Genomic DNA, 16,866 nt, shown 5'->3' on the forward strand with positions numbered 1-16,866 from the left:
TCATGAAGGAAACAATGCAATTCACATCCGTGCGCATGGCACAGCAATTCATGGAAAGTTATCGCAACCATGAGCTGTACTCCACTTGGCATTATGAAAACGGCTGCTTGCTGAAAGCGCTGGAGGAGCTGTATACGCACACGGGGGAGCAAAAGTATTTTGACTACATCCGTGAGCTGATGGATCATTTTGTTCAGGAGGATGGCTCTATTCGCTCCTATTCGGTAGAGGAATATAACTTGGATCAGATCAATCAGGGGAAATCGTTGTTCCTGCTGCACGAGAAAACGGGAGAAGAGAAGTATCGCAAAGCTGCGGATTTGCTGATGACTCAGCTTAAGGGACAGCCACATACGAGTGAAGGCGGGTTCTGGCACAAAAAGATTTACCCTTTCCAGATGTGGCTGGATGGATTGTATATGGCTACTCCGTATCTGACCCAGTATGGCGCGGTGACAGGTGAAGAGAAGTGGTTTGACAAGGCGGCTCTGCAGCTCTTGCTGGTGGAGCAACGCACACGTGATCCGCGTAGTGGTCTCTTGTACCATGCCTGGGATGAGAGCAAAGAGCAGCGCTGGAGTTCGGGAGAGACCGGATGTTCTCCACATGTCTGGAGTCGGGCGATGGGCTGGTATGTGATGGCGGTTGTGGATACATTGGATCATCTGCCAGTAGATTATCCGCAGCGCGGACAGATTGTAGGTATCTTCGAACGGGTAGCAAACGCACTTGTGCATGTGCAGGACCAGCAGACTGGATTATGGCCACATCTACTGGATCAGCCGGGACGTGAGCGGAACTATCTGGAGGCTTCCGGGACCTCGATGTTTGTCTATGCATTGGCCAAGGGTGTACGTAAAGGATATCTGAGTGGCAAGTTCAAAGCGGTTGCGGAAAAAGGGTATCAGGGTCTGCTACAGCATCTGCTGCAAACGGATCGTGAAGGCGTGCTGTCCTTGACGCAGTGTAATGGCGGAGCCGGTCTTGGAGGAAGCCCGTATCGAGACGGGTCCTATGAATATTATGTGACCGAATCCATTCGGATCAATGATCCGAAGTCGGTTGCTCCGTTCATTTTGGCAGGGGTGGAGATTGAACTGGCGTAGTGCTGGTTCTTTTCTTTAGATCATTTATGATAGCGCATACATGGTTGGTTGGAGTGAAATGAGGCAAGATTGCTGAACAATTTGGCTATCCAAAAGGAGAGATGGTTCATGAGTCCAAAAGGTCCAATGTCCCGTTTAGGCGGAATCGTTGTAATTGGTGCAATGTCCGCTGGATTGCTTGCAGGTTGCGGGGGAGAAAAAGCGCCTGCTGCAGGGGAAGGTAAACTTCCCATATCCATCTCTTTAATGCAGGTAGGTGATATACCGGCCAAGGAGAACGGGATTGAACAGAAGATTGAGGAATATACCAATACGGATGTCAATGTACAGTGGATTCCACAGTCTGCTTTTGATGATAAAGTGAACGTTATGGTTGCTTCAGGAGAGATGCCTACCATTATGCGTGTGAATTATGTACCGACAACATTTAATGCCGCCAAAACGGGACTGTTCTGGGAACTGGGGCCTTACTTGAAGGATTATAAGAATCTTTCTGCTCAATCCGAAGCTTATTTTAACAATATCAAAATTGAAGGCAAGGTCTACGGTATTCCGAACTTCCGGGATATTGGACGGACTGCGATCGTATATCGCAAGGACTGGTTTGATACATTGAAGCTGGATATACCAAAAACGCTGGATGACTGGTATGAAGTGATGCGCTCTATTCGTAAGGATGACCCTGACGGGAATGGTAAGGAAGATACGTACGGTGCACTGCTTTTCAAAAAGTATAATGAGGGTGTCTCTTCCCCACTGACGCGGATTGCTGTAAGTATTGGCGGTGTCAACAAATGGGGTGTGGATGATGCTGGGAAACTGACCCCGGAGTTCTTGACCACTCAATATGTGGACACAATGAAACTCTTCAAGCGACTGTTCAGCGAGGGACTGATTAATAGTGATTTCCCTGCCCTGGACCCTTCTGATGCGGACAAAAAAATGGATTCGGGCCTGGTTGGCATGAAGCTGAATGGTGTGGCTCAGAACGGAAAGTCCTCTCAGCAACGTCTTACTCCTAATGCTCCGGATGGAGAGATTGATGTGGCTCCGTTCCAAGGAACCGACGGCATTCGTATCGCCGGGGAGCCAGGAAACTACGGAATGCTTGTTATCCCGAAGGCGTCCGTTACGGATGAGGAGCAATTGAAGCAGGTTCTTACGTTCCTGGATCAGTTGATGGATGAGGAATTGAGCACGTTGCAGCTACGTGGATTGCTCGATGTGCACTACACGAAGACTGCGGATGGGAAAACCGAACTTAAGGATTTTGACGCTTATCAGCGTGAAGTGAAGCCATATCGGGATAATTTGTTAAGCATTGAAGGTTATAATGTACCTGAACTGGTCGATGTTCCGATTGGTATGAAAGGTACAAAGATGGCGCGTGAGAATGAGCAGTATGCCATTGCCAATCCGGCACTCACCTTGTCTTCTGCGATCTATACCGAGCGTGGTCAGGAGCTGGATCAGATGATCTGGGATGCGCAGACCAAGTACATTATGGGCAAAATCGATGATGCAGGTTGGGAGCAGGAAATCGCAAGCTGGAGAAAAGCTGGTGGTGATCAATTGATCACGGAATTGGAAGCATCCTACAAGGAATTAAACGGGAAATAAAGCTGGCTGAAATAAAAAAAGGTTGATCAAATGGAATGATATGGTTTATCCTATGAGTGAGTTCATTTTCCAATATCATAAGAAAGACCACACCCTTAAAGCATAAGGCTATGAATCTGCGGATTCATGGCCTTTTTTTGTGTTTTAGGCGAATGAAGTGGGTCTATGGAAGGAGAGTTGCATGCCTTGAAGTGATGGGGATGGACGAAAAATAATACCAATAGCCTAGTACAACATGGTAGAATATTGATTATTATGGCAAATTTAGGTTTTGGTTATGAAGAGAAGTGACTAGGTTGACCAAGTAAAGCATCCCCATACTAAGGTACATAGGAGCGTGAGTAGATTGAAGAAACAAATTGAAGGCCATGGGAAGAAGAAAAAACGGAACGGTTGGATCGTCGGGTTATTAACGACAGCTGTATTGGCAGCAACACTATTACCGATTGGCCCCGTACATTTGACTTCAACAGCGAATGCTGCATTGGGAACAAGTGACACTGCCCTTAGCAAGTTCAAGGATATTAAGGGCCATTGGGCTCAAGCGACAATTGCCAAAGCTTATGAAAAAAATCTGATCTCTGGTTACCAGGACGGAACGTTTCGTCCGAATGGCAAAATCACGCGTGGGGAATATGCGACCATACTTGCCCGTGCGACTGGACTGGAGAAGGTAGAGGGGCAAAACCCGTTTTCCGATCTCAAGGGACATTGGTCTGAAGCAGCGGTTAGCCAACTTGTAGGACAAGGATTCATTAACGCTGGCGATTACGCCAAAGGGTTCAATCCAAATGCGGAGCTAACGCGTTACGAGATGATGAAATGGATTGCAAATGGACTGATCAAGTCCGGGAGCAGCTTCCAGGATGCTTTTAACGATACAAAAAATACACTGCTTCCCACACCGGAAGTGAACCGCGGCACCATTCGTGCCGAGCAGATTCCGTATCTTGCTCTCGTGCGTGGGACAGGCATTGTAGGTGGATTCCAGGATGGCACATTGAAACCTGCAGATTCCACCACTCGTGCAGAAGTATCAGCCATTTTGCTGCGTTATATGGATGTGGAGGGCACGGATGCCGGGAAGTACAATGATCTGAATGAGATGAGAGAGGTTGGTACGACGGGGACGAATCTAACGACGATTAGTAATTATGAATATAGTTCAGGTTCGGTCATGATATCTGATTTATCGAAAGGAAATATCAATTTAAGCAATAAGTCGGGTGTATTAAAAATTCATCGTTTTATCGTTGTAGACGCTACTCAAAATAAGCCGAAGGGTATTTACGCGAAGCTCTTTCTTCCGGATAAATACGCAAGTGGCTCCTATAGGACTTTTGCAGATGTGTCATTTACATCTAACTTAGAAACCTCGAATTTAATTACATTTAACCAAGGTCTTTCGGATTCGTTAATACAATTTAATCGTCTTGATTTAGATTTGGCTAAGAAACAGAGTAATGTGACAATTCCTATGGACTCAGGAGAACTTATAAAAAAAGGATTACAGAAAAGATTTTGGACTACATCGACTTTAAGGAATAAATCTTGGTCTTATTTTCTGAAATCAGATACAGAAGGAGAATTTAAAATTCAAAGGTAGCCTTATCAGGATGGTGAGCAAGTTGTAATGAAAAAGCTTAATTATTTTTCTGCTATTATTTTAGTGAGTATATTTATTTCACAAATATTAGTATTGTTAGTATTGTACTTACCTATGAACGTTGTTTATGCTGCTACAGATGAGTATGGACCTAAATCTATGAAAAACCCTCGGAAGGTTACAATATTAGCCACTCCTACTGTAGGGAGGCCAGGGGTATATTGGTACCAAGTGGATAGCGGACAATTTAGAGCTGACCATGCTGGGGGACCAACTTATGCGAATAATGCAGGGAGTTGCTCCAGTCCATTTCCTGCTGCTACAGAAGTTCCAGATAGTGTAGATTTCAGTAGATGGCCTGCAGAAAACTGGCCTGATTATAATTCCAGACGAATAGAAGTCTCAAGTATCTTTAATGTCCGAATCCATGATGTTAATTATCAGGGGAGATCAGATCAAGATTCATATACTGGTGTGGGAGACCCAACCCCACCTTTTCCTTCAACAATTGTTGCAATAAGAACAATTACTGGAGGGTACCATATACCAACCGAGAAGAGCCCTTTCGCAAATGGTGGGCAAACAACTGCGGGCTGTCCTAAATACAATGCTTCTTATTTTACACCCATGGATATCATCTGGGAAGGTGATTTGGAAGAAGAAAAAGAGATAACTGTAGAAGAGGATTCTACCCTTACCATAGGAAAAACCCAGCAGATGATAGCCAAGGTGAAGACCAAAAATTATGGCGAAACAGATTTTAATGGGGGCATCGACGTATCCCGCAGGGAAGCAGAGATCAAATGGTTTTCTTCTGACGAGACAATTGCGAGTGTAGAGCTCAAAACAGGGATGTTAACGGCCGAAAGTCCTGGCACGGTCACTGTGCGTGCGATCTGGAACAATGGTACATATCTGATCTCGGATACCGCTACCATAACAGTTACGTCTGAGCCAGGACTCGTTGTGAATCTGCCGAATGCTTGTAAATCCAATACGACACCTCTACAGGCAGAAGCAATTCTAACCAAACCAGATCGCTCTGTTCATAAACTGACAGCTCATCCCAAATTGACGTGGCAGAGCTCGAATCCAACAATAGCCACGATTGGTGCTGATGGCAAAATTACGACAAAAGGGATCGTGGGTAGCACTACCATCAAAGCTCATTTTCTTGATTCTGCTCAGCAACTGGATGAACAAGGGACTCAGGTGCTTGAGGTGAAGGACTGCACGGATAATGGGGAAGGTGGTAATGATGGAGATCCGGGGGGCGACCCTGCGAACGCTTGCCCTGTGACCATCAGCCCACCTAGTAGAGGCACGGTTATCGAAGCATCGGTTATAGACCCATTTGTTCGAGGTGTGTTGAAGGCAGACGAGCGTGGATCTGAGAAGTTCGATGTTACCCGTGGTATTCCAACTTCGGAAGATCTCTATGCCAATGTCTTGGCCAAGGAATATCTGTTTCAGCACCGTTGGGTTAACATGACAGGAACGGTGACTTACACGGTTCCTGTGAAAAGGGTTTATCATAAAACCTGGACGATTCCGGGAAGAGCGTCTAGTGGTGAGGGGGATCCAGGAACACCTCCTGAGCCCAGAGAACTTGACGTCCCTGGGGATAAAACCATGCAAGTAACAAGGACATATAGCTATTGGCAGATCGATAACTTGGAGGTATACAAGTTAAATGAGGCCAAAGTATCTAACTATGCACTAGGCGGTTATGGTGACACCGTGACCCTGATGCCCAATGCATATACACCACCGACTCTGCAATCAGCTATGGATACTGCGGTTACCAATCATGTGAAACCTGCGCCATGTCAAGAAATTGATCTTGGCATCAAAGGGGTTCCGGGTGGTTCCACAGAACCGCCTACGCCAGATGAAACGTCATTGTTTCAATCTGAAGCTGAAGCGAAGGTTAGAGAGAACACTGTTAATAACGACAAGGTGACCTTTAATGGAGCGACAATTATGGATCCTGCCCCATTGGAGAAAACCGCTCCAAGACCTGGGACGATCCCGCAACCTGGCATGATTGGAGACGATGTTCTGTACCAGAACCGTCTGACGATCAAGAACACATTGATGAACAAAGCTAACCAGCCCACCACGGGTGAGATTACGTATGGACTGCTCCCTGGCAATGTTAACGGTGGGCAGGATCAGAAGTTCCCCATTCTGGGCATCAACTCGGTGACAGTACATACTCCAGTTGTGAACTATGCCTGGGTATCAGATGATCAGCCGCATAATCAGAAGACTACACCCGATCCGACCAGAGCTGCACTTATTCTAGAGCGTCCATTCATTGTACGAATCCCAACTTCAGGTCAACATTTGGATGTAGGGAGTTACCCTGGTTATGGAAACCGTGATTATGCGAAATATTTCCGGATCAAACAGGTTCGTTTTCCATTCGATGTGTATAACGCTGCCAGAAGCCAGTTCATCCCGTCCCTGACTTGGGTGGATATTCCGGTAAATCAGTTGGACACCCCTTTTTATCTTCCTGTATGGGTAGATGAAGGGAATTACCAGATAGAGTTCCGTAATATCGCCGAAAATGCACCTGCAAACTTGACAGAACAACAGGATGGCAACACAAATCTGACCCATCATGTCGCAGCAGATACCGTTGCTGTAGAGGTTATCGGACGGTTGTATGATTTTCACATCACCGATATTTCAGACTACAACTGGGAGAATGTATTCCGCAAGCGGATGGGCAGCCCCGAACCAACAGGTGTGAGTTACTGGACCGGAGGAAACAGTATAGACGGAGATCCCCGAGGTAATTTGGCTCCCTTTGTACTTCCCATTCGTCCCGGCAGTCATCCGGTACAGGGGTTCCGAAATGCTGCAGTGAAGACGGGTTACCATTTCAAGTTTGATCTGAAAACCATGGGTAATATGTTTGGGAAACAAGATGGTATCCGAATCACGCCGACGTTCTCTTTTGTGAGTAAAGATGGCACCACCCGGCAAGAAGTGGATTTATACTACCATCGAGGACAGGAACGACTCATTCGTATCGGATCGGCGCAAGATTTAGAAAAACGCTTTGTTGTCCTTAACTCACGGTTGCGGAATGTCCCCGGTACGGAGTTAGGTGATACAGCGCGTTATCAGTATACCTATGAACTGTCGGCGGAGGAACGAAATCAGGGTACAATGGCTGAACATATGGTTCGTTTCGTGGATCAGACCTCTCATCATAAAACGTGGGTAGGTCGTTATGACTGGATGATTCTTCCTCCACAGATCCGCACACTCATTGGCCCAAAAACAGATATTCCCTCCAGTGTTAATGTGGATCGGGCGAATGCAGCGATTCAGCGTTGGTATGGGGAATATAGCTTGCCAGCGGATGTATATGCAGTGCCCAAAGAAACCGATCTCGAGTCGCTTGCCAGACAAAACCGGTTGGATGAGAAGGCAACGGTATTTCTGAGGGACGGTTATATTGTAGTAAATTTTAATATTGAAACTTTGCGCAGTGGCAATACGAATGCACCACATCTGCAATATATTCATGCACCGTTGATGAATCAGTGGCAAATGGAAGGTTTCGATAACAGCCCGGTAGATGGTCAGGGAAGAAGCTGGCCGATGAAAGATGGGGACGTGGTTTTGTACCACGCGGATCAATCTAGCCGGAATGATTTCCAATCCCAGGTACCGCATTAGAGAGATATCGTTTTACCCATAAAGAAGGCAGGCGTAATGTGAACCTACATGACGTTTGTCTTCTTTTGTGTAATTCGGATTATGGTTGGGCAGCAGAACGGGTATAAAGGGTAAGGAGCACTCGTACCATCCATGTTCATCAATTTTCTCAACGAGAGGGGAACAACACACATGATTGAAGAGGATAAGCAGGAACTATTGATTTCAGAAGATACATACAAAGGAAGAGATTTAGGTGTCACATTAGAAGCACAAACCTGTCACTTCAAAGTCTGGTCACCGTTAGCTGTTCAGATGGAACTACTTTTGTATCCACCTTTGACAGGGGGAACCCCGGAGGAAGAGCCCAATCAACGGAAACAGCAGACGTTACCTATGCAAAAGAAAGAACAAGGCATCTGGGTTCTGGAACTGGAGGGTGATTTAAGTAGCTACCGTTACATGTACAAGCCTACTTTCGAAGATGGACATTCAACCCATGCTGTAGATCCCTATGCACGAGCAGTGACCATGAATGGAGAAATGGGTGTAATTGTGAGGATGGAGCAGACACATCCGAATGGATGGAGTGAGGATATTCGCCCGCAATTGACCAGTCCTGTAGATGCAGTCTTGTACGAACTGCATGTACGTGATTTTTCCATTCATCCATCATCTGGTATAACGAATAAAGGCAAATACATGGCTTTCACCGAGACGGGTCTGCGTGATTCGGAGGGCAACACACTGGGGATTGATCATTTGGTTGAACTCGGGATTACCCATGTGCATTTGCTCCCCGTGTTTGATTTTGCGACGGTGGATGAATCCAGAGTAGATGGTGATACGACGGATGCCTCCAACTATAACTGGGGATATGACCCGCTCCATTATAATGTCCCGGAAGGTTCCTATGCATCACGTGCAGATGACCCGGAGACACGAATCCGTGAGTTCAAATCCATGGTGCTTGCCCTTCATAACAAGGGAATAGGTGTCATTATGGATGTGGTATATAATCATACGTTTGATACGGCAGGCAGCTCTTTTGAAAAACTTGTACCAGGGTACTACTATCGTCAAAACGCCGATGGAACCTATAGCAATGGTTCAGGTACAGGCAATGAGGTGGCTACTGAACGCGCCATGGTTCGCAAGTTTATCATCGACTCGGTCCGCTACTGGGCAGAGGAGTACCATGTGGACGGTTTTCGCTTTGATCTGATGGGCCTGATCGACACCACAACGATGAAACAGCTTGCAGCGGAATTACACACCGAAGTGTCACCTTCCATATTGTTATATGGTGAACCATGGGGCGCACTGGATTCGCCGCTTGGGGATGATATGACCCTAAAAGGAACGCAACACGGGGCGGGTTTTGCTGTGTTTAACGATAATTTCCGCGGAGTGATCAAGGGAGACAGCGATGGAATGGGTACGGGATTTGCGACGGGGGCGGACGGGAAAGAAGACGAATTGTGGACTGGCGTCCGGGGAGCCATTCAGGATTTTACGGATGGTCCATCCGAGACGATCAACTATGTAACGGTGCACGATAATCTCAACCTGTGGGACAAAGTCGCACGTACACAAGGACTCCACGATACATTGAATTTCCTCACCTATGACGATGATGGACGTATTCGTGGTTGCGAAAGTGTGGAAGAGGGTGTAGAGAAGGCTAAGCCTTACCTACAGATTGATCCGGAACACATTCTGGAGAATGAGACCGTTAGGCGTTGTCTTCTTGCCAATGGTATCGTTCTAACCTCCCAGGGTGTTCCCCTGATCGCGGCTGGAGATGAGCTGCTTCGCAGCAAATATGGGGATGCCAACAGCCATCAGAGTGGGGACGCAGTCAATGCCATACATTGGGAGCAGAAGAAGCTGTTCAAGCCGGTATTTGATTATTATCGTGGGCTGATCCGTCTTCGGCGAGAACATCCAGCTTTTCGGCTTCGTACACGGGAAGAGATCGAGAAGCATGTTCGTCTGATAAAAAAAGGCAATGGGCTGCTAGCCTATGAACTGAACGGTACAGCAGCCAGCGATTCATGGGAACGCATTGTTGTCATCTATAACGCTGCGAAAGAAAACCGTGAAATCGCTGTTCCCACAGGGACATGGAATGTGATTGTAGAGAAAGGACAAGCAGGCGTTGATACGATACGTACCATACAGGACAGACAGGTACATGTGAATGCGATATCCATAACGGTGATGTATTCCAATTCCTGATCGACCCTACTTGCCAGGCAAGGAAATGTAGTGTGCTAGTAAGAGAATGAGTGCTTACAAGGGCATGTCCAATTTCCTATAGCTTGGGTGAAAAATGAAAATGAGTCGCCCTTCCAATCGGAAGGGCGATTTTTTGTAGAGTTAAAGAGTGATGGCTCGACCATAACAGGAGTTTCTTATACTCGGAAGTACTAGAACATCCGCCAGTTCAATGTGTAGTTAAGTATAGCTTTGTTTGGAAACCAAATGACATCCTGCATTATATTCTTGTATATTCCAAACTTTTTTTGTCAGGACAGGTACAAATGCTGTCAATCTATGGCGCTTGTTTTCATATCCTATATTTTGAAAGCGATTGCTAATTGAATACGCAAATTGTACCGATATGATGAGTACAGACAACCCCGGGTTGACAAAACACGTCCCGCTCCGTAACATCGGGACAACACGAAATCAATGGATATAAAGGCGGTGGGAACGATGCCGGAATGGACTTCTTTTCGTTACGAAGGCAACGATCTTGGCTTAACATATACTCGTGCAGCAAGTACTTTTAAATTGTGGGCACCTACGGCACAACGGGTTTATATATTGGTTTTTGACGATGAAGGGCACTACAACGAGGATGGTAAAGTACAAGATCATGAAAATGGGCAGGAACATACTCTGACGCGCGATGCGGACGGAATATGGAGTCTGAAGCTCAGCGGCGATTGGGCAGGACATTATTATATGTACCGAATTATCCATGATAATCAGCGGATTGAAGTGGTTGTTGATCCTTATGCCAGAGCGGTAACGGCTAATGGGCAACGAACGGCTATTATAGATCCGGAGACCACCAATCCAGTCGATTGGGACCTGGATGTCAAACCTGCATTTCTGCGTCCTGTTGATGCCGTGTTATATGAGTTGCATGTCCGTGATTTCTCCTCAGACCCACATGCAGACATTCCGTATAAGGGAAAATATCTGGCATTCACGGCATCCGGTCTGACGGATAGAGCAGGCAATAGTATTGGCGTAGACCATCTTGCCGAACTGGGAGTCACTCATGTACATCTTCTGCCTGTGGCGGATTATCAGACGGTGAATGAACTCGCTACGGCAGATGTGGGTTCAAATGTCAGAGCACCATACAACTGGGGGTATGATCCCCAGCATTATAACGTTCCTGAAGGTTCGTATGCGACAGATCCTCGTGATCCTGCAGTTCGAATTCGGGAGCTCAAATCACTCGTTCAATCGCTGCACAGACAAGGCATTCGCGTTGTACTCGATGTTGTCTATAATCACACGTATAGCGTGGAAGAGGGGCCTTTTGAACGAGTTGTACCAGGCTATTATTACCGTTATCGGGAGGATGGCACCCTCAGTAATGGTTCTGGTGTAGGCAATGAATTGGCAACCGAACGTCCAATGGTGCGAAAATATATTCTGGATTCTCTCCGATATTGGGCAGAAGAATATCATGTGGACGGATTTCGATTTGACCTTATGGCCCTGATTGATACGGAAACGATGAATGAATTGACACGTGAATTGCGGGAGCAGATCGATCCGGCGTTTCTGATCTATGGGGAACCCTGGATGGGTGGAGACTCACCTTTGGACCGCAAAACATTAAAAGGAACCCAGCGTGGTCAGGGATTTGCTGTATTTAATGATCATTTTCGCAGTGCAATCAAGGGCGATAGTGATGGCAGTGGCAGAGGGTTTGTCACGGGTGCCGGAGGGCAGGAATATGAGCTTATTAGGGGATTAGCAGGAGCATTGGATGATTTCACATCTTCACCTGTGGAAGTTGTCAACTATGTAACTGCCCATGACAATCTCAATCTGTGGGATAAAATTGCGACAACAATGAACCTTAGACATGAATTAGGATTTCCCGTATGGAAGGACGGACAGCCGGTGGGAGGCGGAAGTGCTGAGTCGGCGGTAAAAGCAGCAGATCCATATCGGTATGTGGATGCAGATGATGTTTTGAATCATGAGATGGTTCGTCGCTCTTTACTGTCTTCCGGCATTCTGCTTACTTCTCAGGGAATTCCGTTTCTGCATTCAGGGGATGAGATGCTCAGATCCAAAGCCGGTGATCATAACAGTTATCGGAGCGGGGATGCGGTGAACGCCATCACATGGGCCAACAAATCACGCTTCAGACCGGTGTTCGACTACTATCGTGGTCTTATTCATTTGCGGAGAACACATCCCGCTTTTCGTATGATTGATGCTGAACAGGTACGAAATCACCTTCGTGTTATTCGTGCGGATGGCAATGTAGTTGCCTTTATACTTCAGGATGGTGCGAATCAGGACACCTGGAATCAGATTATGGTCATCTATAACGGAACGGAACATGAGCAGCATGTCGACCTGAGGGAAGGGGACTGGCATGTTGTAGTTAATGATCATCAGGCAGGCACAGACGTGATCGAGACTGTTCGTGGTACTGTTCAGGTAGAACGATGGTCTTTAATGGTACTGTATGACACAGAGCATGCTGGAGGCGCTGAACCATCAACAGTGGAGATTAGTTTTCCTCGCCAGGTATATAGTTCGAAGGAGACCACTCAACTGCGAGCGATCGTACGGGACAGCATTGGCAATGTGGTAGAAAAAGTTCCAGTTACCTGGACCTCTTCTGATCCGGATATTATTCAGATCCAGCCTGATGGTACAATCCATGCACTGGAACGAGGGGAAGCTTCGATCACAGTCCACTGTGGGGACATAACGGCAAGCTGTATGTTACAAGTGGACTATCGTCATGCTGAACGAATCGAAATTGTGGGCGAACCTGTCATGTACATGACTCGAATCAGTCGCTTCCGTGCTTTGGTTTTGGATCAATTTGGTCAGCCGCTTCAGGATTCAAATATACGCTGGAGCTCTTCTCATCCAGAAATTGCAGCGGTGAGTGCAGCAGGGATCGTACGTGCGATGACACCTGGAGTAACCCGGATTATTGCTGAAGCTGGAGGAATCCGGGCAACGCTTGGCGTAACGATTCATAAACAGGTTTCGCGAACTGTCACGCTTCGTTACGAACGGGAAGACCAGCATTATGAAGGTTGGGATGTCTGGGTATGGGGCACAGGTATGGAGGACGGAGCAGTACGGCTGGAACAAGTCGGAAATGCCGCCGAAGCCCGCTTCCGCGTTGCTCCAGGTCTGCATCACCTGGGATTGATCATTCGATTGAACGAATGGGAAGCTAAAGATACGTGCGGAGACCGTTACGTGGACATTGTACCTGAAGACGGGGATGTACACATTATTGTCCGTAGCGGATCAGACGAGATGCAGATCATTCGTGAAAGCGAAAAAACAGAGGATCGCAATAGCGCATAGTTTCTTTATTTATAATTTCGAATGTAGTTCGTCAAAACCTTGTTAAACCAGCAGTTGGAAGAGATTCCGACTGCTTTTTTGGTCTGAATATAAGCCGCATAACTTGCCAGAAAATAAAGAATTGTCCTGTTTCGTGTTTGAGATCCTCTATCATTGGGGTAAATATAGATATGGCCCACGATTCGGCCAAAGGAAAAAAGACCATCATGGTCTATGAGATAAGCCTCAGCGCTTTCCAACAAATATAATGTAGTGATCCCTTGAAGGAGGATGTTCAATCATGAAATCCAACGGAAAAATGGCTCAACTTACAGCAACGCCAAGAACGGAAAAGAAAGGTGCAGCACTGCGCCTGTTAAGACAAGGCGGACGAGTTCCCGCAGTTGTTTACGGCCCGGGACTTGAAGGTGCTTCAATACATGTAGATGAAAAAGAAATGCTGAAAGTGGCACGCACAGGCCGCTCCGAAATGTTCAACCTGAATGTGGAGGGCGGTAAAACGGTTCCGGTGCTGATCAAGGATCAGCAAGAGCGTAACGGACGTTTGCTGCATGTAGACTTCCTGCAAATTTCCAAGAACAAGCCGATCAGCGTAAGTGTATCGATCGACTTCCAGGGAACAGCGGCCGGCTCGAAAGCTGGCGGTGTATTCCAGACACAGGAGACACAGCTGGAAGTAGAAGGATTGCCTGCGGATCTGCCAACGTCCATTGAGGTGGATGTCAGCGGGTTGGACATTGGTGATCGCTTGACTGCTGCGGATATCAAACTGGATAAAGGTTTGACGCTCGTAACATCACCTGAGTCCATCATCGCGTCCGTCATGCCGCCACAAGCGGCTGAGGAAGAACCAACAGCTTCTGCTGAGGAAGCTGAACCGGCAGCTGAAGAAAAAGCTACAGAAGAATAAGCGAAGCTCAGGGATCTTGCCAGATCTCATGCTTAACCAAAGCCCAGTCCTCGTGACTGGGCTTTTTTTATTTTCCGAGCAAGAGAGTTCAATAGGCACATCGTTCGCATGAAAAATGAGAATGTACTACAATACATGTTAAAGGGTAAGAAAGTAGGTTTAATTCAATGTTTGATCCAACGGTGTATGACAATCTGAAAGTCGGGTTTGAGAATTATCTTTATGATATGGATAACCTTGACGAACGTATTCAGATTACGGGACGTAAAGATCGGCTGGAGATGGGGGTGATGTCTAGAGAGTTCACATTACAATTCTGTCTTAGGGATCGCCCGGAAGTAACAGGGGAAGTTGTATTAAGTAGTTCCCTTGAGGAGCTTGCAGCGGAGATCCTGGAGACGCCTGGTGCGAATCCAGGTTGCCGCTTGGAACTACGGTTTAGTATGGTTGTGAAGGAACCTGAGAAGCAGTGCTCGGTTATTCGTCCGATATTACAGAAGAGCTGGCCTGAGCAGAGGATGTGCCAGAACATCCGATATATCTTTGATGAACAGCCAATCATGTATAACGTCACGGCTCACGTTTATTTTGACCGCAGTGTGAATGAAGACCAGATGGGGGACATTGCTGAACTCTGTGAGCATATGGCAAATGTGATGAATCAATTATTACAGTTGCATAACCAGTAATTCCGAGAAAAGCCTTGTCTCTTTGTAGAGATCAGGGCTTTTTTTGTATTATTTTTAGAAAATTGTATAGGCTTTCAGGCTTAGGTTTAAGGTCTTTTGCGTTAATGTTTTACGCAAGCAAGTAAGAGAATGTATATTAAAAGGGGGTAAGAGTGCAATTGGACTATACAAAAATGGTGAAATTGCGAAAAATAACATTGGGACTAAAGATTTAGTTCTGTACTAAAGGAACTAGTTTTCCTTGCCGATAAAATATCGAAGGGGAGAAACTACATGACAGAGAAATTAATTCGTCTGCTGCGTATACTTCAGGCTATACAAGCAAATCCTGGAATTTCGGCCAAGGAGTTGGCGCTGAAATGCGGTACGACTGTACGCACGATTTATCGTGATCTCCGGATTTTGGATAGGGTCGCCCCGATTATGAATGAAGGATACGGCAAGGGTTACCGATTTATTGGTGAGTTTGCGATGTATCCATTAGATTTTACTGAACAGGAAGCAATGGTCTTCTCCATGCTTCCGTCCGTAGTTGATACCTCCAAGTTACCTGCTGAGTTCGATTCAGCGTTTGACAAGGTTATGTCGGCTCATACCAAATTAAAATCAAGAAACAGTGACATTGTAGAGAATATTGCGGGAATTATTCGGATGGGCACGCCAGCTTATCGTGAGGAAGGAAAAGACCCGAATCTGCTGATTCCCATCATCGAAGCTATTCTAAGCCAGCAAACCATTCGTACTCAATATCATACGCTGACAAGAAATGAGATCACAGTCCGGGATATCGATCCCTATTATCTCATTCCACGTGATCAACGTTTTTATTTGATCGGATACTGCCATTTGCTGCAAAAAGTTCGATTGTTTCGGATCAGCCGTTTTTTGGATGTGACACGAACAAATACCGGTTTTGATAAGGGTGATTTCAACATAACGCAGTACATGAAGAACACATGGTCTATTGACCGTGGTGACGAAAATATCCATTTCAAGGTAAGATTCTCTGAGAAAGTGGCCCCCTACATAAAAGAAGAAGAAATGTTTGTTCGCCCGCGAATGACGAATATGTCGGATGGGGGATTGTTATTTGAAGTGACACTGAATAGCAGCAGAGAATTTTTGAAATGGTTGTATCAATTTGGACCCGAGGCAGAAGTACTTGAACCTCGTGAGTTTCGTAGAGAGATACGCAGGCAACTTGTCGAGTGGTTGGAACGTTATGAAACCGATATATCTTTGTAAAAATTTTAATCATGGAGAAATACAGGAAAAGGAGCAGGTAATATGAGCACCAAATTATTCGCAGCTATGTATGGGATGAACCACTACCATGGAGTACAGGTTTTACAAGTGGGGGATACCGTGTATCTCGTCAAAGATCCAGATAATCGGTTGGACCATCAAGCGATTAAGGTTGTTATTCCCCCGATTGGAGTCGTAGGTTATATCGTTAATGATCCACTTGTCGTACCTCATGGATGTTGGACCGGGAAGGCATTCTACGATGTATTTCATCAACTAACGTGTGCCAAAGTACGATTCATGATGAGAGATATGGTTATTATGGAGTTAATTGAGATGAGTCACATTCCTGTTCCGCAGATGGATTCTTTGATTAAGGGATGGCAATTTCGTGAAAAAGCTTGATCATCGTAA

10 protein-coding genes are annotated in these 16,866 nt (G+C 46.2%); all 10 read left to right on the forward strand.

What is annotated here, in order from left to right:
- Positions 1-2 precede the first annotated feature (2 nt).
- Entirely contained in the window at positions 3-1,106 is a 1,104-nt protein-coding gene (locus tag QF049_RS30390) for a glycoside hydrolase family 88/105 protein (RefSeq protein ID WP_307542728.1), read from the forward strand.
- Between the two features lie 108 nt (positions 1,107-1,214).
- On the forward strand, positions 1,215-2,726 hold the full coding sequence (locus QF049_RS30395; protein WP_307542730.1) for an extracellular solute-binding protein: 1,512 nt from the start codon (positions 1,215-1,217) through the stop codon (positions 2,724-2,726).
- 346 nt (positions 2,727-3,072) lie between these two features.
- Complete coding sequence (locus QF049_RS30400; RefSeq protein ID WP_307542732.1) at positions 3,073-4,332, forward strand: S-layer homology domain-containing protein; 1,260 nt, start codon at positions 3,073-3,075, stop codon at positions 4,330-4,332.
- A gap of 27 nt (positions 4,333-4,359) precedes the next feature.
- Complete coding sequence (locus QF049_RS30405; protein ID WP_483874757.1) at positions 4,360-8,031, forward strand: DUF5704 domain-containing protein; 3,672 nt, start codon at positions 4,360-4,362, stop codon at positions 8,029-8,031.
- A 171-nt stretch (positions 8,032-8,202) separates the two neighbouring features.
- The gene (gene pulA / locus QF049_RS30410; protein ID WP_307542736.1) at positions 8,203-10,251 is read left to right on the forward strand and encodes a type I pullulanase; all 2,049 of its coding nucleotides are present in this window, start codon (positions 8,203-8,205) and stop codon (positions 10,249-10,251) included.
- A gap of 480 nt (positions 10,252-10,731) precedes the next feature.
- Complete coding sequence (pulA, locus tag QF049_RS30415) at positions 10,732-13,608, forward strand: type I pullulanase (RefSeq protein WP_307542738.1); 2,877 nt, start codon at positions 10,732-10,734, stop codon at positions 13,606-13,608.
- Between the two features lie 280 nt (positions 13,609-13,888).
- Entirely contained in the window at positions 13,889-14,518 is a 630-nt protein-coding gene (locus QF049_RS30420) for a 50S ribosomal protein L25 (protein WP_307542740.1), read from the forward strand.
- 167 nt (positions 14,519-14,685) lie between these two features.
- Positions 14,686-15,207, forward strand: coding sequence for a hypothetical protein (locus tag QF049_RS30425; RefSeq protein ID WP_307542742.1), 522 nt, complete (start codon positions 14,686-14,688; stop codon positions 15,205-15,207).
- Positions 15,208-15,480: 273 nt separating this feature from the next.
- A complete protein-coding gene (locus tag QF049_RS30430) occupies positions 15,481-16,452 on the forward strand; it encodes a helix-turn-helix transcriptional regulator (RefSeq protein ID WP_307542745.1) in 972 nt (323 codons plus the stop codon).
- Positions 16,453-16,494: 42 nt separating this feature from the next.
- A complete protein-coding gene (locus QF049_RS30435) occupies positions 16,495-16,857 on the forward strand; it encodes an HIRAN domain-containing protein (RefSeq protein WP_307542746.1) in 363 nt (120 codons plus the stop codon).
- Positions 16,858-16,866 lie beyond the last annotated feature (9 nt).

Source organism: Paenibacillus sp. W4I10 (genome assembly GCF_030816325.1).
GTDB classification, from domain to species: domain Bacteria; phylum Bacillota; class Bacilli; order Paenibacillales; family Paenibacillaceae; genus Paenibacillus; species Paenibacillus amylolyticus_B.

Coding starts and splice junctions, on each gene's coding strand:
- QF049_RS30390 (WP_307542728.1), top strand. CDS start 3: ATGAAGGAAACAATGCAATTCACATCCGTGCGCATGGCACAGCAATTC.
- QF049_RS30395 (WP_307542730.1), top strand. CDS start 1,215: ATGAGTCCAAAAGGTCCAATGTCCCGTTTAGGCGGAATCGTTGTAATT.
- QF049_RS30405 (WP_483874757.1), top strand. CDS start 4,360: ATGAAAAAGCTTAATTATTTTTCTGCTATTATTTTAGTGAGTATATTT.
- pulA (WP_307542736.1), top strand. CDS start 8,203: ATGATTGAAGAGGATAAGCAGGAACTATTGATTTCAGAAGATACATAC.
- pulA (WP_307542738.1), top strand. CDS start 10,732: ATGCCGGAATGGACTTCTTTTCGTTACGAAGGCAACGATCTTGGCTTA.
- QF049_RS30420 (WP_307542740.1), top strand. CDS start 13,889: ATGAAATCCAACGGAAAAATGGCTCAACTTACAGCAACGCCAAGAACG.
- QF049_RS30425 (WP_307542742.1), top strand. CDS start 14,686: ATGTTTGATCCAACGGTGTATGACAATCTGAAAGTCGGGTTTGAGAAT.
- QF049_RS30430 (WP_307542745.1), top strand. CDS start 15,481: ATGACAGAGAAATTAATTCGTCTGCTGCGTATACTTCAGGCTATACAA.
- QF049_RS30435 (WP_307542746.1), top strand. CDS start 16,495: ATGAGCACCAAATTATTCGCAGCTATGTATGGGATGAACCACTACCAT.